Source organism: Nocardia sp. NPDC004340 (genome assembly GCF_053602575.1).
On sequence record NZ_JBSGDW010000005.1, the window covers coordinates 476981 to 498680 of the forward strand.

A 21700-nucleotide genomic window follows, 5' to 3' on the forward strand; every position below is an offset into this window, starting at 1 on the left:
GGATGGAGAACTGTTCAGTGGCACCCAAGTCGAAGGTGGACACCGTCGCCAATCTCGCCAAGCGTCGGGGTCTCGTGTACCCGAGCGGTGAGATCTACGGCGGAACGAGGTCGGCCTGGGATTACGGTCCGCTGGGCGTGGAGCTCAAGGAGAACATCAAGCGGCAGTGGTGGCGGTCCATGGTGACCAGCCGCGACGATGTGGTCGGTCTGGACTCCTCGATCATCCTGCCGCGTCAGGTGTGGGTGGCCTCGGGTCACGTCGCGGTGTTCAACGACCCGCTGGTGGAATGCCTCAACTGCCACAAGCGGCACCGGCAGGACCACCTGCAGGAGGCGTACGCCGAGAAGAACAAGCTCGACGATCCGGACGCGGTCCCGATGGACAAGATCGTGTGCCCGGACTGCGGCACGGTCGGCCAGTGGACCGAGCCCAAGGACTTCAACATGATGCTGAAGACCTACCTGGGCCCGGTCGAGTCCGAAGAGGGCATGCACTACCTGCGCCCGGAGACCGCGCAGGGCATCTTCGTCAACTACGACAATGTCGCCACCACCGCGCGCAAGAAGCCGCCGTTCGGCATCGCGCAGATCGGCAAGTCGTTCCGCAACGAGATCACCCCGGGCAACTTCATCTTCCGCACCCGCGAGTTCGAGCAGATGGAGATGGAGTTCTTCGTCAAGCCGGGCGAGGACGAGCAGTGGCACCAGTACTGGATCGACACCCGCATGGCCTGGTACACGGACCTCGGTATCGACCCGGAGAACCTGCGGCTGTTCGAGCACCCGAAGGAGAAGCTGTCCCACTACTCCACCCGCACGGTGGACATCGAGTACCGCTTCCGCTTCGCGGGCAGCGAGTGGGGCGAGCTCGAGGGTGTCGCCAACCGCACCGACTTCGACCTGAAGACGCACTCGGAGCACTCGGGCAAGGAGCTGGTCTACTTCGACCAGCAGACCGGTGAGCGCTACACCCCGTTCGTCATCGAGCCCGCGGCCGGTCTGACCCGTTCGCTGATGGCGTTCCTGGTCGACGCGTACCACGTGGAGCAGGTGCCGACCGCCAAGGGCGGCGTGGAGGATCGCACCACGCTGCGCCTGGATCCGCGGCTCGCTCCTGTCAAGGCGGCCGTACTGCCGTTGTCGCGCAACGCGGATCTGTCGCCGAAGGCCAAGGACCTGGCCGCGCAGCTGCGCCGGAACTGGAACGTGGACTTCGACGACGCCGGCGCCATCGGCCGCCGCTACCGTCGTCAGGACGAGATCGGCACCCCGTTCTGCATCACTGTCGACTTCGACACGCTCGAGGATCACGCCGTCACCGTGCGTGAACGCGACTCGATGGCCCAGGAGCGGGTGGCCCTGGATCAGGTGGAGGGCTACCTGGCCGCGCGCCTCATCGGCGCCTGATCCCAGTTCCCTGAAAAGACCGGTCAATACCTGACCGGTCTTTTCTTTATTTCCCCACGGTTGAAATTCGGAGTGTCATAGATAAATTGGGTAACCCACTACTCGTGTTAACGGTCCATGACCGGGCCACTATTTGAGTATGTGGGCAACGGCGCCTTCTCCTGCCGAAGCTCGATCAGCCGAGGTGAGTCATGAGCGAGCGTGTTATAGGCCCCCGCTCGGGGCTGCAGTGGGTCCCTTTGGGGGACATCGGATCAACCTGCCCGGCCGCGCGGCCGACGGTGGCGGCGTTCCGGTCCTGGGCGGATTCCATTCTGACCCAACCCAGTGACGAACTGGGCCGTGACGGGCCGGTTTGCCCGTACGTCCGGCCGTCGATGCGGCGGGATCTGCTGTGGCTGGCGCAGGTGCCGGCGGCGGAACCGCGGCCGATGTGGTTGCGTGCGATCGTCCGCGACGCGCTGGAGCTGTATCCGGAACTGCCCACGGGGAACGGTAGTTCAGCGTCGGTGCTGCGCGGATTGATCACGGTATTCCCGAATTTGACCGACTATTCCTTGATCGACGAGATCCACGAGGAATTCAAGACCAAATTCGTGGAGTGCGGATCGATGCTCGGGCAATTCTATCCGGGCTGTGATCAACCGGGCCTGTGGAACAAGGAGTATCGGCCGCTGGACGCGCCGATGCCGATGCTGGTGGTGCGCACCATGATGACCACCGACTTCCCGTTCCTGCTCGACGACCCCGAATGGGCGGACGCCTACGTGCGCAAGTTCGCGCCGACCCTGCCCGCGCACGTGCGCTCGGTCATGGTGCGGCGCTTGACCTCCCGGCCCGCGGCCCGCGTGCCCGCCTACCAGGTGGCGCCGGCCGACGAATCCTGCTCCACCAGCAGTTAGGTACTAATCGATGACGCGCGTTTCCGGCCATACCTTCCCGCTGTCCCCCCCACAGCTGGGGATGTTCTACGCCCAGCAGCTGGATCCGGCCGTGCCGTTGTCGGAGGCCCAGTACATCGAGATGCGCGGGCCGCTGGAGATCGAGACGCTGCGGCGGGTGGGAGTGCGGGCGGGGCGTGAGTTCGGTTCGGGCGTCCTGCGGTTCGTCGAGGCCGGGGATCAGCCGGGGCAGGTGGTCGACGCCGGGATGGAGCGCGAGATCGGGTTCCTGGATCTCACCGATCGCACCGATCCGGTCGCCGAGGCGCTGGAGTGGATGCGCGCCGACGTGGCGCGGCCGATCGACCTGTTCGGCGTGAACGCCGGGGTATCAATGGTGATCCGGGTCGGGGAGTCCCATCACCTGTGGTACACCAGAGCTCACCACCTTCTCATCGATGGATTCGGTTCGGTGACCATGCTGTATCGGGTCGCCGAGCTGTACAACGCCGCGGTGCGCGGGCAATCGGCGCCTCCCGGCACCGCGGCCTCGCTGTTGGAAGTGCACGAGGCGGAGATGGCGTACCGGGAGTCCTCCCGGTACGTCACCGACGAGCACTACTGGCGCGAGGCCACCGCGGGCATGCCCGGCCGTTGCAGCCTGGTCGCGGCCACCGCCCCGGCGTGCGCGCTGGGGCGCGAGGCCCGCGCCCAGCTGGGTGACGGCACCGCCGCCCGGCTGGAAGCCGCCGCCCGCCGTTTCGACACCAGTTCGGCGACCGTGGTCATGGCGGCGGTCGCGCTCTATTACGCCCGCCTGACCGCGACGGAGGACGTGGTCCTGAGCCTGCCGGTCTCCGGCCGCACCACCGCGGTGCTGCGGCGTTCGGGCGGCATGATCGCCAATGTGGTGCCGCTGCGCGTGCCGGTGCCGCGCACCGGGCGGGTCGGCGAGGTCCTGGACGCGGTCCGGGTCGCGGCGTCGGGAGCCCTACGCCACCAACGCTTCCGCCACGAGGACATGCGCCCGGACGACTCGCGAGGCGATGACGTCGGCCGGGCCGCGGATGACGGGGGCCGGCGGGCCGAGTTCGGGCGGGGGATGACCGGGCCGGTCATCAACATCATGCTGTTCCCGGCCGGGATCGATTTCGAGGGCGTCGAATCGAGCCTGCACGTGGTGACGTCGGGGCCGATCGAGGACCTGTTCGTCAACTTCTATCAGCACGGGGCGGGCGCGCCGATCCATGTCGACTTCGCGGCGAATCCGCGGTTGTACGACGAGGATTCGCTGGCCCGGCATCATCGCCGGTTCCTCGCGCTGCTGGATTCGCTGCTGTCGGCGGAGGCCGGGACTCCCGTGGCCGAGCTGGATTACACGGTGCCGGACGAGAAGTCGCTGCTGGCGGGCGCGCACGGGATGACCGCGCCCGAACCGCGGCTGCTGCCGGAGATCCTGGCCGCCGGTCTGCACCGGGCGGGTCCCGACGCGATCGCGGTCATGGCCGCCGACCGGCGACTGACCTACGGCGAGTTGGACGCGCTGTCGAATCGGCTGGCGCGCCGGATATTGCGCGCCGCGGAGTCCGGCCCGGATGTGCCCGTCCTGGGCCCGGAGTCGACGGTCCTGCTGGCCCTGCCGCGCTCGATCGAGGCGGTGGTGGCATTGTGGGCGGTGGCCAAGACCGGCGCCGCGTTCGTGCCCGTGGGCACGGCTCTGCCCGCGGCCCGGCTGGCCGGCATCGCCGCGGAAGCGGGTGCGACGGTCGGTCTCGCCTTCTCGGAATCGTCTGCGAAACTACCGGATTCGATGCCCTGGATCATCCTGGACGATCTCCTGCGAGGCGGCGGCGCGGCGTCCGACGACGCCGTGGTGTCGGATCTGCCGTTGACCGCCGATGAGCTCCGAGGCCGCCCCCGGGTCGAGAATCCGGCCTACGTGGTCTTCACCTCCGGGTCGACGGGCGTGCCGAAGGGCGTGGTGGTGACCCACTCCGGTCTGGCCGGTCTGGCCGCGGCCATCGTGTCCGCGTACCGGGTGGATCCGGGTTCCCGTGTCCTGCAATGCCTCAACCCGAGTTTCGACGCGGCGGTGCTGGAGTGGCTGATGGCGTTCGCGGCGGGCGCAACGCTGGTGGTGGCCGAACCGGATCCGGTGCTCGGCGCCGAATTGGCCGGGCTGGTCCGCGATTACGGCATCACGCAGGTGTGTTCCACCCCGGCGGTGCTGTCCACGCTGGAGTCGCACGCGCTCGACGGCGTGCGCGCGGTGTCCTCGGGTGGTGAGCCGACACCGCCGGATATCGTGGCGCGCTTCGGGACCGGGCGGGACCTGCTGAATTCGTACGGACCCAGCGAGACCACGGTGGCCGTCACCTACACGGGCGGTCTGGTCGCGGGCGTCGAGTCCGGTCTCGGCGATCCGATTCCGGGCGCGGGGATGCTGGTGCTGGACCGCTGGCTGCGTCCGGTGCCGATCGGTGTGGCGGGGGAGCTGTACGTGAGCGGGCCGGGGGTGGCGCGCGGGTACGCGGGCCGTCCCGGTCTGACCGCCGAACGGTTCCTGCCCGCGCCGGACGGTGCGGCCGGGGCGCGCATGTACCGCACCGGGGATCTGGTGCGCTGGACCGAGCGCGGCGTGCTCGAGTATGTGGGGCGCGGTGATTTCCAGGTCAAGTTGCGCGGTATGCGGGTGGAGCTGGGCGAGATCGACGCCGCGCTGAACGCGCACGCCGGGGTGGAGATCGCGGTGACCGTGGCGCGTCCGGGCCCCGGCGGCGGCACCGTGCTGGCCGCGTACGTGGTGCCGCACTCCGGGCACGCGATCACCGAGGCCGAGCTGCTGGATCACGCCACGCACCGGCTGCCGCCGTACATGGTGCCCGCGACCGTCACCGTGCTGGGCGCGCTGCCGCTCACCGCGAACGGCAAGGTGGATCGGCGCGCGCTGCCGGAACCCGTTGTGGCGCAACCGGTCGACGCCGCAGCGGCGGCCACCGAGACCGAACGGGCGCTGTGCACGCTGTTCGCCGAGGTCCTCGGCATCCCCGAGGTCGGCCCGGGCACCTCGTTCTTCGCGCTGGGCGGCGACTCGATCATGGCCATCACGCTGGTCTCGCGCGCCCGCGCGGCGGGCCTGGTCTTCTCCGCCCGCGAGGTGTTCGAGCATCGCACCCCGGCGGGTCTGGCGGCCGTGGTCACGCATCTGGAGGATCGCCACGAGCGGCTTGCCGAACTCCCCGGCGGTGGCGTCGGCCGGCTGCCACTGACGCCGGTCGCGTCCTGGCTGCTGAGCCGTCCCGGCTGGCGGCACTTCGCCCAGTCGATGGTGGTCCAGGTCCCGGTCGGGGCCCAACCCGCGATGGTGCTCGCCGCCGTGCAAGCGGTGCTCGACCGCCATGACATGCTGCGGGCCCGCGTCGTCCACACCGATGACGGGCCGCGATTGGACGTCACCCCACCGGAGACCGTCGACGCGGCGACCCTGCTGACCCGAATCGACTGTGCCGCGGTGCAACGCATCGCCAGCGACGGGCACGGCGAGCCGGAGGCCGAGGTCGTGATCACCGCCGCCGCGATCGACCGCGCCTTGGCGGCGGCCGTCAACCGGCTGGATCCGCGCTCGGGGTCGATGCTCGCCCTGACCTGGCTGGACGCGGGCGCGGGCCGCTCGGGACGGTTGGCGATCGCCGTCCACCACCTGGCCTGCGACGCGGTGTCGTGGCGAATCCTGCTGCCCGACTTGATGTCCGCCTGGGCGCAGGCCGTCTCCGGTACCCGGCCGGAATTGCGCGAGACGGGGACGTCGATGCGCACATGGTCGTACGCGCTGGCGTCCGTGGCGAACGCCGGTGCTCACGGCACGGACCACCCGGACGACGCGGTGGTGGACCTGCCGTGGCCGAGGCGAGAACTCGGATACTGGCGCGACGTACTGGCCGAGGGCGCTCCGATCGGGCTGCGTGCGCTGGACCCGGCGGTGGACACGCACCGCACCGCCGCCCGCATCGATCTCGAAGTGCCGGAGGACGTCTCGTCGATTCTGGTCACACGGCTCGCCGGAACCTATCGATGTGGCGTCGAGGACGCCCTGCTGGCCGCCTTGACCATGGCGATCGCCCGCTGGCGCGCCGGGCGCGGTGAGACCGAGGCCGCGGGCACCGTGGTCACGGTGGAGCGGCACGGTCGTGACGAGACGGCGGTCGCGGGAGCGGACCTGTCGCGGACGGTCGGCTGGTTCACCGCCCAGGTGCCCGTCCGGCTGGGACCCGTTGCGATGAACGGTGATTCGGACCTCAGCTCGGTGGAATCGGTGCTGAAGAACGTCAAGGAGCAGCTGCGTGCCGTGCCGCGCAGTGGCCTCGGCTACGGACTGCTGCGCTATCTGAACCCCGAGACCGCGTCCGAGCTAGCCGCTATCCAGGAGCCGCAGCTCGGCTTCAACTACCTGGGCCAGATCCCCGACATCGAGATCGAGGGCGACTGGCTGCCGATCGCGGTCGGCGACCGCCTGGGCGGGCATGCCGACCCGGCCATGCCGCTGGCGGCGGTGCTGTCGGTGGATGCCGTCACCCTGGAGTCGGCGGCCGGGCCGCGGATCCGCGCGATGTGGCAGTACGCCTCCGGTGCGATCCCCGCCGAGGACGTGGAAACACTGTCCCGCGAATGGCTTTCGGCTCTCGGCGAGATCGCCGACCTGCTCCGGCGGCCCGATGCCGGTGGCCTGACCCCCGCCGACATACCCCTGCTGAAGGTCTCGCAACCCGAAATCGACACCTGGGAACGGACTCTCGGCCGTCTCGCCGACGCCTGGCCGCTGACGCCATTGCAGCGCGGCCTCCTGTTCCAGGCCCACTTGGCCGAAGGCCGCTCGGACGGCTATTCGGTGCAGGCGATCATCGACGTCGAAGCCGACCTCGATCCGGACCGGTTGCGGGCCGCCGCCGAAGCCCTGGTCCGCCGCCACGACGTGCTCTGCGCGGGGTTCATCGCCTCGGATGCCGGTGCCGTACAGGTGATTCCGGCCGAGGTGGCGGTGCCGTGCGAGTATCGCGAGGCGATCGGCGCGACCCCCGAGGAGCTCGACGCCCTCGCCGCGGCCGAACTGCGGGTCCCGTTCGCGGTGGACCGCCCGCCCCTCATCCGCTTCCTGTGCCTCGCGGCGGGTGAGCGCCGTTTCCGGCTGGTCATCACCAACCACCACCTGATCCTCGACGGCTGGTCCATGCCGCTGCTGTTCGCGGAACTCATCGGCCTCTACGAAACCTCCGGTGACGACACCGGTTTCGCGACCCCGGTCCCGTTCCGCACCCACCTCGAATGGCTGGCCGCCCGCCCCGCCGACCAGGCCCGCACCGCGTGGACCCAAGCCTTGGCGGGTCTCGACGGCCCCACCCTGATCGCACCCACCGCCCCGCGCGCCGCCGCCGCGACCGCGCCGGTCGCCCACGAGGTTCCGCTCCCCGAGGGCCTGCCCGACGCCCTGCGCCGCACCGCCGCCGCCTGCCAGGTCACCGTCAACACGCTGGTCCAGGCCGCTTGGGCGCTGCTGCTGGCCGAGCGGACGGGAGCCGCGGACATCGTCTTCGGCGCCACGGTGTCCGGCCGTCCCCCCGAGCTCCCCGGCTCCGACCGCATGGTCGGCATGCTGGTGAACACCGTCCCGGTCCGCATCACCCTGAACCCGGCCGAATCCATCGCCGACCTGCTCACCCGCGTCCAGCACGAGCAGGCCGCCCTGGCCGAACACCAGCACCTGGGCCTGGACGAGATCCACGCCGCCACCGGTCGCGGCCAGCTCTTCGACACGGCAACGGTCTTCGAGTCCTACCCGGTGGACGCGGCCACCCTGGCCGCCGCCACCCGCCACGCCGACCTCGCCGTCACCAACCTGCGCGCCCAGGACGGCACCCACTACCCGCTCTCGCTGGCCGCCTACGCCAACGACGGCCTCCGTCTCGAACTCACCCGCTCACCCCGCTATTTCGATGCCGCCCAGGCCGATTCGCTCGCGGAGTCCCTGTCCCGCCTCCTCGTCGCGCTGACCGGACCGTCGACCCACCGCGTCGCGACGCTCACCGGCGCGTGCCCGGACGCCGATGCCGCGATCCGCCACGGCCTGCCCGCGGGCGCGCCTCGCCTGCTACCGGACCTCTTGGGTTCCGGCGCGTCCCCGGACGCGATCGCGATCCTTGATGCCTCCTCACCGGCCGCCGTGGTGGACGACACCGCATCCGCCGATGCCGGAACGGATATCACCGCATCCGATTCCGTCGCAGTGGGTGCGGACCGGTCCGCGGATGCTCGGCTCGGCCGGAATGTTCGCGAACTCACCTACGGACAACTGGATGCCGCGGCGAATCGGTTGGCGCGCAGGCTGATCGCCGGGGGAGCGGGACCGGAGCGGACCGTACTGGTCGCCCTGCCGCGGTCGATCGAGTCCATGGTCGCCGTGTGGGCCATCGCCAAGACCGGCGCGGCCTTCGTCCCGGTCGACATCACCCAGCCCGCCGCCCGGACGCAGGTCGTCGCCGCGGAATGCGGTGCGGTGCTGGGCGTCACCGGCGTCGAGCAGACCGATCTGCCCGGCGAGGTCTCGTGGCTGCGGCTCGATGACGAACAGTTCGCCGCCGAGTGTGCCGCGCTGTCCGCCCAGGCCGTCACCGACGCGGATCGCACCGCGCGATTGCTCCCCGAGCACGCGGCCTATGTCGTGTTCACCTCCGGTTCCACCGGCACGCCGAAGGGCGTCGTGGTGTCGCACGCCGGTCTCGCGGACATGGTGGCCGAGACCCGGCGACGCGGCGGCATCGATCGTGACGCGCGCGTCCTGCACTGCCTGAATCCGGCTTTCGACGCCGCGATGCTGGTGTGGATGTCCACGTTCACCGCCGGGGCGACGCTGCTCGTCGCCCCGCAGGAAGCGAGCGCCGGGGCCGAACTGGCCGCGGCGATCAGGGCGGGAGTCGCCACCCATCTGGTCAGCACGCCGAGCATGCTCGGCACCCTCGACCACCACGCCGACCTGATGGGTGTCGGCACCGTCATCATGGGCGGCGAGGTCTGCCCGCCCGCCCTGGTGACCCGCTTCGGCGCCGACTGCGCGCTGGTGAACTCCTACGGCCCGGCCGAAACCACCATCGCCGCGAGCTTCGGCGACCCGATGACACCCGACACCAGGACGCTCATCGGCGCACCGGTCCCCGGCACGACCATGCAGGTCCTCGACAGCTGGCTGCGACCGGTGCCGCTCGGTGCGATCGGTGAGCTGTACGTGAGCGGACCGGGTCTGGCCCGTGGCTACGCGAGCCGCGCGGCGCTGTCCGCGAGCCGGTTCGTCGCCGATCCCTTCAACGCCGGTCGACGCATGTACCGCACCGGCGACCTGATGCGCTGCACCGCGGCGGGTTTCGAATATCTGGGTCGCACCGACTACCAGGTCAAGATCCGCGGCATCCGTGTGGAGCCGGAAGAGGTCGACGCCGTCCTGCTCACCCATCCGCGCGTCGACGCCGCGGTGACGGTGGCCCGCCGGAACCCGGCCGGGGCGATGTCGCTGTGCTCGTATGTCACCGTCGACGCTCCGATCCCGGTGCCGGACCTGCTGGCCTGGGCCTCGGATCGGCTGCCGCGCTACCTGATCCCCTCGAGCCTGCAGATCCTTCCGGAGCTACCTCGCACCCAGACCGGCAAGCTGGACCTGCGCGCCCTCCCGGAACCCGCACTGGCACAGGCGGACTACATCGAGCCCACCGGCCTGGCGCTCACTGTCGCCGAAACCTACGCCGAGGTGCTGGGCCTGGATCGTGTCGGCGCTCGCGACGACTTCTTCGCCCTCGGCGGGGATTCCCTCATCGCGACCCGCGTCGCCGCCCGCCTGGCCGCGCACCTCGACCGCACGGTCCCCGTCCGCCTGCTGTTCGAGGCCCCGATCGTCGCCGAACTGGCCGACCGCCTGACCGCCACCGAATCCGATACCGCCGCACCGGCTCCGACCCGGACCGAGCGCCCCGCCCTGGTCCCGCTCTCCCCGGCGCAGCAGCGCATGTGGTTCGTCAACCGCTTCGACCCGGCGTCCCCGGCCTACAACGTGCCGGTGGCCCTGCGGCTGACGGGCCACCTCGACCATGCCGCCCTGCGCGCCGCCCTCCGCGACGTCCTGGACCGCCACGAAACCCTGCGGACCGTCTACCCCGACATCGACGGCGTCGGCATGCAGCGCGTCGTCGACACCGACGGGGTCCCCCTCGACCTCGAGCCGATTCCGGTGACCCCGGACTCACTGCCCACGGTGGTCGCGGACACCATCGGCGACGGCTTCGACGTCACGGCCGCTGTCCCCCTGCGCGTTCGCGTCTTCCGGATCGATACGTCCGCAGGTGAAGTGAACGACCACGTCGTAGTCCTCGTCGCCCACCACATCGCGACGGACGGATTCTCGATGGCCCCGCTGACCCGGGATGTGGCCGCCGCCTACGCGACCCGCGCGGCCGGGGAGGTTCCCACCTGGGAGCCGCTACCCGTGCAGTACGCGGATTACACCCTGTGGCAGCGGGATCGGCTGGGCGACGAGGAGGATGCCCGCTCGCTCGCCGCCCGGCAGGTCGCCTACTGGTCGGACACGCTGGCCGGGGTGCCGGATCATCTGGAGCTGCCCACCGACCGCCCGCGCCCGGCTCGCGCCTCGCATCAGGCGGCCGAATGCACCGCGCGCGTGGACCGCACCGTGAGCGACGCGATCGACCGCTACGCCCGCGAGCATCGGGCGACGCCGTTCATGGTGGTGCACGCGGCCCTGGCCGTGCTGCTGGCCCGGCTCGGCGGGACCGGTGATGTCGTGGTCGGCACCCCGGTCGCGGGCCGCGGCGTGCGCGAACTCGACGACCTGGTCGGCATGTTCGTGAACACCCTGGTCCTGCGCACCGACGTGCGGTCCGCCGAGGATTTCGGGGCGCTGCTGGATCGCGTGCGCGACACCGATCTGGCGGCTTTCGAGCACGCCGACGTTCCGTTCGAGCGGCTCGTCGAGGTGCTGTCCCCGGCCCGCTCGGAGGCCCGCCATCCGTTGGTCCAGGTCATGCTGGTGTTCCAGAACCTGCCCATGCCGGAACTGCGCCTGCCCGAACTGACCGTGGCCCCGCTCGAATTGCCGCAGACCAACAGCCGATTCGACCTGAGCCTCACCGTAATCGGCGATGCCGACGGCCTGGACCTGCGCTGCTGCTACGCCACGGACCTGTTCGACGCCGCCACCATGACCGACTTCACCGACCGGTTGGTTCACCTGCTGGGTGAGATCACGGTCGAATCCCCGCGCCCGGTCGGCGATCTGGACCTGCTCACCCCCGCGGAGCAGGACCGGCTCGGCAGCGGCCGCGCCCCGGTGACACCCCCGCGCACCCTGGCCGACATCATGGCCGACGCCGTCGCCGCCAACCCGGACGGCATCGCCGTGGTCTGCGGCGACCGGAGCCTGACCTACCGCGAACTCGATGTCCGCGCCGACCAGGTGGCCCGACGGCTCGCGGCCGCAGGCGCCCGCCCGGAAACCCTGGTGGCCGTGGGCATTCCGCGCTCCATCGAATCGGTGGTGGCGGTCTGGGCCGTCGCGCGCACCGGCGCGGCCTTCGTCCCCGTGGACCCCGCCTACCCGCCCGACCGCATCGCCCGCATCATCGACGTGTCCGGCGTGCGGCTCGGCCTCACTGTCACGGACCAGCGTCACCGTCTGCCCGACACCGTGCACTGGTGGTGCTTGGACGAACCCGACGCCGACGACAACCCGCCCGATCTCACCGAAATCCACAGGAACACAGCCAATCCCGCGTACGTGATCTTCACCTCGGGATCGACGGGCGCACCCAAGGGCGTGGTGGTGTCCCACGCGGGTCTCGCGAATCTGGCTGCCGCCCAGCGGGAGCGGGACGAGATCACCCCCGACTCCCGCGTCCTGCACGTCGCCTCACCCAGTTTCGACGCCTCGGTGGTGGAGCTGCTCATGGCCGTCGGCGCGGCCGCCACCCTGGTCGTGGCACCGCCGACGGTCTTCGCCGGACTCGAACTCGGGGAACTGCTGTCCCGGGAACGCGTCTCGCACATCGCCCTCACCCCGTCGGCCCTGGCCACCGTGGACCCCACCGGCCTGGACGACCTGCGCCTGATCGTCACCGGCGGCGAGCCCTGCCCGCCCGAGCTGGTGACGGCGTGGGCCGCCGAGGGCCGCAACCACTTCAACGACTACGGCCCGACCGAGGCGACCGTGTGGGCCGTCGGCGGGTCGGTGCGCTCCGGCGAACCGATCACCATCGGTATCCCCGCGCCCGGTGTGCGGGCCCTCGTCCTGGACGAGCGGCTGCGCCCGGTCCCCGACGGCGTGGTCGGCGAGCTGTATCTGGCCGGAATCCCGCTGGCCCGAGGCTATTTCGGCCGCTACGACCTGACCGCCGTCCGCTTCGTCGCCGACCCCCACGGCGCGCCGGGGGAGCGTATGTACCGCACCGGCGACCTGGTGCGCCGCCGCGCCGGGAAGCTGGAATACCTGGGCCGCACCGACACCCAGGTCAAACTGCGTGGCCTGCGCATCGAACTCGGCGACGTCGAGGCGGCCATGACCGCCGACCCGTCGGTCGCGCGGGCGGTCGCGGTGGTGCGCGACGACGGCCACGGCGGCCTGCTGGCCGCCTACGTGGTCGCCGCGCCCGGTGCCGAGCCGGTGCCGGCCGTGTTGAAGAAGGCCGCCGCGCAACGACTCCCGTCCTACATGGTGCCCACCGCGGTCATGGTGCTACCGGAGCTGCCGCGCACCGCCAACGGCAAACTGGACCTGGACGCCCTGCCCGCCCCGCAGCAGGAGGCCCGCGCTCACCGGGAGCCCGAGGGACCCGTGGAGACCGCGGTGGCGGCGGCCTTCGCCGAGGTGCTCGGCATCGATCGGGTGTGGCGCGACGACGACTTCTTCGCGCTCGGCGGCAACTCGCTGATCGCCACCCGGGTCGTGGCCCGGATCGGCGCCGCCCTGGACGCCGCCGTGCCGGTGCGGGCGCTCTTCGACGCCCCGACCGTGGCCGAGCTGGCCGCCTTCGTGGCGGCGGGCGCCGCGTCCGACCGCCCGCGTCCCGGACCGCGCCCGCGCCCGGCGCGGATCCCGCTCTCGGCGGCACAACAGCGCATGTGGTTCCTCAATCGATACGACCCGGGCTCACCGCTCTACAACATTCCCGGCGCCTTCGAGATCGACGGCGCGCTCGATGTCTCGGCCCTGCGCGCCGCGATCGACGATGTCGTGGCCCGGCACGAGACGCTGCGCACGATCTATCCGGCCGGGCCCGACGGCCTGCCGGACCAGCGGATTCTGCCGCCGACACCGGGTTCCACGCCGATCACCGAACTCGACGTCACCGCGGACGGCATCCACGCCGCGCTGATCACCCAGCTGTCGCGGGGCTTCGACATCACCCGCGAAACCCCGCTGCGCGTGTGTGTTCTCCATGTCGGGCCGGAACGCACCGTGCTGGCGCTGGCGGTCCACCACATCGCGGCCGACGGCTGGTCGATGGCTCCCTTGGCCCGAGATGTCGTGTACGCGTTCGCCGCTCGCACCACGGGCGTCGCGCCCGCATGGACGCCGCTGCCGCTGCAGTACGCCGACTACGCCCTGTGGCAGCACGAACTGCTGGGCGCGGAGAGCGATCCCGACAGTCTCGCGAGTCGGCAGCTGGAGTTCTGGCGCACCACCCTGGCCGGTCTGCCCGAGGTCCACGCCCTGCCCACCGACCGCCCCCGCCCGACCCTGCCGTCCGGTACCGGCGATCGCATCGAATTCACCGTTCCCGCAACCGTTCAAGACCGCGTGCAGCAGCTGTCCCGCGCCCACGGCGCGACCCCGTTCATGGTGGTGCACGCCGCCCTCGCGGTGCTGCTGGCGCGGATGTCCGGTCACCCGGACATCGCCCTCGGCTCGGTGGTCGCCGGTCGTGGCGACGGCGAATTCGACGACCTCGTGGGCATGTTCGTCAATACGGTGGTGCTGCGCTCGCAGGTCGATCCCGCCGCCGGGTTCGCTGCCACCCTCGACGCGGTCCGCCGCGCCGACCTGGCTGTCTACGGCAATCTGGACCTGCCGTTCGAACGACTGGTGGAGGCGCTGGCCCCGGTCCGCTCCACCGACCGCCACCCCCTGTTCCAGGTGCTGCTGGCCTTCCAGAACGTGCAGACCGAGCGCACCGAACTGCCGGGCCTGGCGGTCCGCCCGCTCGACGCGCCCGCGCCCGGTTCCAAGTTCGATCTCGAATGGATGCTGGCCGAACAGTTCGGTACCGAGGGGGAGCCCGCGGGCATGACCGCCTCCCTCACCTTCGCCACCGACCTGTTCGACCGCTCCACCGCCGCGGCCATGGCGGACGGCTTCCTCGCGATCCTCGACGCCATGACGGCCGATCCCCTGGCAGCGGTCGGCACCATCGAGGTCGCCGGGGCCGGACTGCCGGCGCTGACGGCGACTCCCCACGCGGAGCCGAGCCACCCGGCGCCGACTCCGGTCCACCGCGGGTACCGCGCCGCGCGCACCGAGGAGGAACGCATCCTCGTCGCCGCCTTCGAAGCCGTGCTCGAGTCCCCGCGAGTCGGCGTGGACGACAACTTCTTCGATATCGGCGGCACCTCGATGGGCGCGGTCCGCGTCGTCACCCAGGTGCGGGAAGCGACCGGCATCCCGATGGCGCTGCAATGGATGTTCCTCGATCCCACCCCCGCCGCGCTGGCGCGACGACTCGGCGAAGCCGCCGCGCAACCGGGCGTGGAACAGTCGATGCGGGTCCTGCTGCCCATGCGCCCGCAGGGCGAGGGTCCCGCCCTGTTCTGTGTGCATCCGGCCATCGGATTGGCCTGGTGCTACGGCGGATTGGTCCGACACATCGACGGGGTGAACCCCATCTACGGCATCCAGTCCCCGGGTGTGACCGACGGCGGGACGGCCGACCGGACCGTGCGCGACCTGGCCGTGCGCTATGCCGAGGAGATCCTCCGCGTGCAGCCCGAGGGTCCCTACCAGCTGCTCGGCTACTCGGCGGGCGGCCCGCTGGCGCACGCCACGGCCGTCGAACTACGCCGCCGGGGCGCGGAGGTGCCGTCGCTGATCATGCTCGACTCCCGCGCCGACGTCGCCGTGCCGGACGACACCGCCATTCCGCCGCTGTCGCTGCTGCTGGCCGAATTCGGTGGCATCGACGTCCCGCCCGGACTCGACGACCTCACGGCCGACCGCGCGGCCGAACTGCTGGAGTCGGCCGGAATCAGTTTCTCCGCAACCGAACTGGAGAACGTCTACGGGGACATGTGTCATCTGCTGCGTCAGATCGCCGCGCACGAGCACGAGGTCTTCGACGGCGACCTGTTGTTCATCGCCGCCACGGGCAACCCGGAGCCCATCCCGAATGTCAGCACCTGGCGGCCCTACATCGCGGGCCGGATCGACGACCGCCCCGTCGAGTTCGGGCACAACCGGCTCACCACCCCGGAGGCATGGGAGGTGATCGGCCCCCTGGTCGCGGCGTATCTGGCCCGCTGATCCTGGCCGCGAGCGGGTCGGCTGGGGAACAATGGGCCCGGAAACCCGGTCGGCTACGGAAGGTTCGGACAAGTGTCGGAGAAGGGGACTGCGGGCAAGAAGGGGCTGCTGCACGCGGTCGCGGTGGGGGTGGGCGCGCTCGGCGCGGGCGAACTGCTCGCCGCGGCGCGCGGCGGCTCCATGCTCGACGGAATCGGTCGGCTGGCAGCGGATTACGCGCCCGTTCAGGTGGTCGAGACCATGGTGGCGCAGGCCGGGGACCACGACAAGGAGATGACCCGGCTCGGTGTCGCGCTCTGGGGCGTGGGCGCGGCCGTCGGCACGGCACTGCTCCCGCCGCGACTGCGCACCCCCGCGGCCGCCGTGTTCGGGGCCGCCACCGCGGCCGCGGCCCTGCGCAACACCGACCGCTCGGTGTCGGGCGCGCTCGGCGCGGTGGCCGCCGCGGCCGTGCTGCGCGCCGGGCTGCGCAAGCCCACCGGACACGGATTGCTGTGGGCCGCAGCGGGAACCGGCATGATCGCCGCCGCCGAGACACTGGTGCGACGCGAGGATCAGCGGCACCGGGAACGGGCTCGCCGGGTCGGCCCGATGGGCGCGCATGTCCCGGTCCCCGATGACGGCATCGGCAGCGAACCGGGCCTGACCCCGCTCATCACGCCCGCGAGCAAATTCTATGTGGCGGACGTGAATTCGCGGGCTCCGCGCATCGATCCCGCCGACTGGCGGCTGTCCATCGGCGGCCGGGTCGCCCACCAGCTGCGGCTGTCGCTGGCCGATCTGGCCGAGCAGGCCGTCGAATTCGACGCCGTCATGGTGTGCGTGCACAACACCGTCGGCTCCGGCCGCTGCGCCAATGCCCGCTGGCTCGGCGTCCCGCTGACCGCCCTGCTCGACCACGCCGTCCCCGAATCCGGTGCGACCCGCCTGGTCACCCGCGCCGTCGACGGCTACACCATCTCGCTGCCGCTGGAACCGCTGCGCACCGGCGAATGGCCCGGCTACCTGGTCATCGGCATGAACGGGGAACCGCTGCCGCCCGAACACGGCTTCCCCGCACGGGTTTTCGTGCCCGGCATCTACGGCCAGTACTCGGGCGCGAAGTGGGTCGGCGAACTCGAACTCACCGACGACAGCCACGTCGACTACTGGTGGAAGCGCGGCTGGCCCGCCGAACCACTGTGGGTGCGGCCGCAGGCCCGCATCGATGTCGCCTCCGGCGGCGGCCCGGGCGGCGGCAAGTTCACCATCGCGGGGGTCGCCTGGGCCCCGCCGCACGGGGTCGCCGGGGTGGAGATCCGGATCGGCGAAACCGATTGGCTGCCGGTGGAACTCGGCTCCGAACTGGCCCCCGCGGCCTGGCGGCGCTGGCGCACCATCGTCGACGTGCCGCCGGGCACCCACACCATTCAGGCCCGCGCCATCAGCCGCTCCGGCGAGGTCCAGGACGCCGAGGAGCGCCCGCCGTTCCCGATCGGCCCGGGCGGTCTGCACAGCGTCACCGTCACGGCCTGATCGTGGCCTCGCCCATGACATCCGTCATGGGCGGACAGTGACGAACCGAGGATGCGTGGCAGGTCGCGGCGGGTGACGGTATTCGTATGAACCTCACCGCGAGTGGCTGGTGCCGCGTTGCCCCGGGCCGGTGCCGCCGGCTGCCCCGATGCTGTCGCTGAGCGCTGCGGTGCCGCCCCGATCCGCCGGACGGCCGCGCGCTGACCGGCCACGATCGGCATGGGCTCGGGTAGCGTCCCGCGGTGTGGACGCGGAAGAGGCGGGTATCCGGCGGCGGCGACGGTTCGGGACGCTGCTCGCGGCCGTGTGGGCGGTGTACCTGTTCGACCCGCTGCGGCAGGGCTGGCAGCTCGAGGATCCGGTGGCCCGCGCGTACACGATCACGGTGATCGTCGCCTTCGGCATCGCCTATGTCGCGTCCTATTGGCTGCTGGTGCGCGGCCCGTCCGACCAGGGCTGGCCGCCGCGCCCGCCCTGGCTGGTGGTGGCCGGATCGCTGGCCGTGCAGGTGACGCTGATCGCGGCCGCGGCGGTCACGCTGCATTCGCAGATGCTCGGGCTGGGCGTCTACATGGCCTCCTACATCGCGTTCACGCTGCCGGTGCGGCGGGCGGTCCCGCTCGAACTGGCGTTGATCGTGGGGTTCGCGCTGCTGCCGCAACTGCTCACCGGGCAGCCGCCCGCGTACTCGCTGATGCAGTCGATCGTGTTGGCGGCCTTCGCGGTCGGCGGAATCCGGGTGATCCTGCAACGCAATCACGAACTGCACATCGCCCGGCAGCAGCTCGCCGAACTGGCGGTGGCGGAGGAGCGGCTGCGGGTCGGGCGCGACGTGCACGACATCCTCGGCCACTCGCTCACCGTCATCACCGTGAAAACCGAACTGGCGCAACGGCTCATCGATGTCGCCCCCGAGCGCGCGAAGACGGAGATGGCCGATGTGGAACAGCTGGCGCGGGAAGCGCTGGCCGGGGTGCGCTCCACCGTCGGTGGGCTGCGGGCGGTTTCGCTCGCCGGCGAGCTGACCAATGCCCGCACCGCGCTGAACGCCGCCGAGATCGAGGCCGTGCTCCCGGATCCCGGCGAACTGCCGTCGCGGCACAGCGTCGTGTTCGGCTGGGTACTGCGCGAGGCCGTCACCAATGTGGTGCGGCACAGCGGCGCGGCCCACTGCTGGGTGCGGGTAACCCCGAACAGCATCGAGATCGCCGATGACGGTGTGGGCCCGCGCGACTCGGCCCGCACCGGATCCGGCCTGTCCGGACTGCGTGAGCGGGTGCGGGCCACCGGCGGCGAACTCACCCTGGGCGCGCGCCCGGACGGTGGCTTCCGGGTGCTGGCAAGCTTCCCGGAGACGATCAAGGAGCCGGAATGATCAAACTACTGCTCGCCGACGACCAGGCTCTGGTCCGCGGCGCCCTCGCGGCACTGCTGAGCCTGGAACCCGACCTCGACGTCGTCGCCGAGGTCGGTCGCGGCGACGAGGTGCTCGCCGCCGTCGAGCGCACCACCCCCGACGTGGCCCTGCTGGACGTGGAAATGCCCGGCCTGGACGGCATCTCGGCCGCCGCCCAGCTGCACGCCGCCCACCCGGCCGTGCGCATCCTGATGGTCACCACGTTCGGCCGCCCCGGCTACCTGCGCCGCGCCATCGACGCCGGCGCCTCCGGCTTCGTTGTCAAGGACACCCCCGCCCGGGAACTGGCCGACGCCGTCCGCCGCGTCCACATGGGCCTGCGTGTCGTCGACCCGGCCCTGGCCACCGAAACCCTCACGGCTGGAACCTCACCCCTCACCGCCCGGGAACGCGAGGTCCTCGCCGCGGCCGCCGACGGAGCGACCGCGGGCGCCATCGCCAAACTCCTGCACCTGTCCGAGGGCACGGTCCGCAACCATTTGTCCTCCGCCATCGGCAAAACGGGCACCCGCACGCGCGCCGAAGCCGTCCGGGCGGCCGAGCGCCTCGGCTGGCTCTAGCGCCCCCGGGGCAGTAGCTGAATCATGACCGCGGGTGGCACTCAGCGGGAAATGTTCTGAAATGAGCCACTTTCTCAAGTTTGCTGGGTTAGGTTCACCGCTACACCGGACAGTCGGTGAGGAAAGCGGAAGTCGGAGGGCACCATGGGAATTCTCAGCCTGATCGCGGGGCTCGCGCAGATGGTCATCGGCACCATCGTGGCCAACACGGGTTCCGGCGGGACCGGCTCCGGCTGGTGAGTGCGCCGGGTTCGGCTCGCTTCGGTGAGCCGAACCCTCAGAACCGGCCTCCCCGGCTGATCCGCCGGGAGCCGTCGGAACCACCGAAGGAGCCGGGGCCGTAGCCGCGGCTACCGCCCCCGCCTCCGAAACCGCCGCCGAATCCGCCACCGCCGCGGCGGTATTCATTGCCCATCCCGCGCAGCATCCCGTCGATGAGGATTCCACCCAGGATGGCCCCGGTCTGGGAGCCCCCGGAAGACACGCGTTGCTGCTGCTGAGCCTGCCATTCCTGCACCGCGGCCTGCGCGGTGTGCAGCGCGCGAGCGCCGAGTTCGACGGCGCGCTGGGCGGATTGGAGAGCCTGCTCGGGATTCGAGGCGGCGAGCTGATCGGCCTGATCCAGGCTACGTTGGGCCTCCGCGAGCCGGGTGCGCGGTTCGGCGTCGACCCCGCCGCGCCGGGTGCTGATGTAGTCGGCGGCGGCATTGACCTGGCTGCGGGCCGCGGTCAGCGTCTGATCGAGACGGCGACGCAGGTCATCGGCCGCCCGCTTGCGATCACCGGCCGCGGCGATCGCCTGATCCAACGCGGCGTCGGCGGCGACGGCCTGCCGGAAGACCCCCAGCGGATTGGTGGCCCCGTCGGCCGTGGCCTGATCGAGCGCGGTGCGCGCGGCGGCCGTCGCGGCGGGCAGATCGGTGCCGCCGTGCTCCGACAGTCCGTCGGCGGTGGCCAGATCGCCGCGCAGTTCCTCGATCATGGCCGACAGCCCGGCCCGCGCCTGCTCGATATCGGTGGCGGCCGAATCGACCGCGTCCAACAGCGTGCGAGCCGCGTCCACGGCCGATTCGGCGGCGCGAATATCGGATACCGCCGCGCCCTGCTGCCCGACCGGTTTGGCGGCCGCGGCCCGCCCGTCGGCGATCGTCTTCTCCGCGAATCCGATTCGTTCGCTCGCCATGCTCACGTTGTCGTGGATGGGCGCGAGCACCGACGCGGGATGCGCGGCCACCAGCGCCGCGAGCGTGGTCCGCGAACCGGGCACCCGCGCGGTCAGCTCGATCAGGTCGCGGGTCAGCGCGTCCAGCCGCTCCCCGGCATTGATGAGCAGATTGCGCATGGCGTCGAATTCGCCGACCTTGGCATCGAGGTCCCGATTCGCGCTGCCGCAGCTGCTGACCAGGTCGATCAGCATGCGCTGCTGCTGATCCGGGGTCTCGGGGATGTCGTCGTCGAGCTGCTGGCGGATCGAGAACGCCTTGGCCAGCGCTCGTTTCGCGCCCTCCAGGGCGGCGGTGAAGGGTGCGGTGGCGGTGGCCCCGAATTCGTCGGTGGCCAGCCGCAATTCCTCGGTGCTGGTGCGAATGGCGTTGTCGGTGTCGACCAGCGTCTCCTTGGACAGGGCGTCCAGGACGACCAGCGGCAGGGACTCCAGCGCCCGGGTGTCGGTCGGATCGGTCTTGCGCGCCGACTCCATGACCGAGCGTTCCCGCCGCGTCTTGCGCCGCTTCGACCACCACCAGATGCCCAGCACCGCCAGCGCCACCAGAAGCGCGATGATCAGGATCGGGAACAGCCCGATGCCGCCGGAGCCGCTCATGGCGTCCGAGAGCCCGGTCGCCGTGGCCAGCCCGGCCCCGGCCCAGTTCCCGTCGCGCAGCTTCGGCTCCACCCGGTCGGTGAGCAGCCGGTCGAGTTCCTTGTCGCTGACCGACTGCGGCACGGTCCCGGTGAACGCGTACGCCCGATCGTCGACGGCCACCGACAGCAGCACGTCGCGATCCCCGAACCCGGACAGTTTCGCGGTCTGCTCACCCCAGGCGTGCGAGTCCATACCGCTGAAGTCGCGCACGTAGACGACCCACAGCCGCTCGTGGTCGCGCGAGTACAGCGCGTCGATGGCCTGCTGCAGCTCCGCGGTCTGCCCGCGGTCCAGCGCCCCGGCCTTGTCGGTGACATAGCCGGGCAGTCGCAGGGGCGTCTCGGCCGCGGCCGGCGCGGCGTGCCCGCCGAGCAGGGCCAGGGCCGCGAGCAGACCGGTCACGAGGAGGGACAGCTGCTTCGATGGCCGCATGCGTCGAATCTAACTGTGGAACGCGGAGGGTCGGTTTCTTCTGCACACTGTGTCGGAA

Annotated in this window: 7 protein-coding genes; 6 read left to right on the forward strand and 1 reads right to left on the reverse strand. The window is 71.2% G+C overall.

The features are described from left to right. Positions 1-17: 17 nt before the first annotated feature. The 6 genes from ACWEOI_RS23275 (at position 18) to ACWEOI_RS23300 (ending at position 19346) form a co-directional block, all read left to right on the forward strand. Positions 18-1409, forward strand: coding sequence for a glycine--tRNA ligase (locus ACWEOI_RS23275; RefSeq protein ID WP_452360971.1), 1392 nt, complete (start codon positions 18-20; stop codon positions 1407-1409). Positions 1410-1600: 191 nt separating this feature from the next. Continuing rightward, positions 1601-2311: a DUF6875 domain-containing protein gene (locus ACWEOI_RS23280; RefSeq protein WP_452360972.1), complete on the forward strand. Its 711-nt coding sequence runs from the start codon at positions 1601-1603 to the stop codon at positions 2309-2311. Positions 2312-2321: 10 nt separating this feature from the next. Beyond that, entirely contained in the window at positions 2322-15854 is a 13533-nt protein-coding gene (locus tag ACWEOI_RS23285; RefSeq protein WP_452360973.1) for an amino acid adenylation domain-containing protein, read from the forward strand. Between the two features lie 72 nt (positions 15855-15926). Then, positions 15927-17369, forward strand: coding sequence for a molybdopterin-dependent oxidoreductase (locus ACWEOI_RS23290; protein ID WP_452360974.1), 1443 nt, complete (start codon positions 15927-15929; stop codon positions 17367-17369). Between the two features lie 244 nt (positions 17370-17613). Then, the gene (locus ACWEOI_RS23295; protein WP_452360975.1) at positions 17614-18744 is read left to right on the forward strand and encodes a histidine kinase; all 1131 of its coding nucleotides are present in this window, start codon (positions 17614-17616) and stop codon (positions 18742-18744) included. Continuing rightward, positions 18741-19346, forward strand: a complete 606-nt coding sequence (locus ACWEOI_RS23300) for a response regulator (RefSeq protein ID WP_387306796.1) — start codon at positions 18741-18743, stop codon at positions 19344-19346. The genes ACWEOI_RS23295 and ACWEOI_RS23300 overlap by 4 nt, the downstream gene beginning before the upstream one ends. 277 nt (positions 19347-19623) lie before the next feature. Here ACWEOI_RS23300 and ACWEOI_RS23305 read toward each other — a convergent pair whose 3' ends face one another. Continuing rightward, positions 19624-21642: a TPM domain-containing protein gene (locus tag ACWEOI_RS23305; RefSeq protein WP_452360976.1), complete on the reverse strand. Its 2019-nt coding sequence runs from the start codon at positions 21640-21642 to the stop codon at positions 19624-19626. Positions 21643-21700 lie beyond the last annotated feature (58 nt).

Bases quoted from the DNA above. Each gene is read 5' to 3' on its own strand.
- ACWEOI_RS23280 (WP_452360972.1), top strand. From the start codon at position 1,601: ATGAGCGAGCGTGTTATAGGCCCCCGCTCGGGGCTGCAGTGGGTCCCT.
- ACWEOI_RS23285 (WP_452360973.1), top strand. From the start codon at position 2,322: ATGACGCGCGTTTCCGGCCATACCTTCCCGCTGTCCCCCCCACAGCTG.
- ACWEOI_RS23300 (WP_387306796.1), top strand. From the start codon at position 18,741: ATGATCAAACTACTGCTCGCCGACGACCAGGCTCTGGTCCGCGGCGCC.
- ACWEOI_RS23305 (WP_452360976.1), bottom strand. From the start codon at position 21,642: ATGCGGCCATCGAAGCAGCTGTCCCTCCTCGTGACCGGTCTGCTCGCG.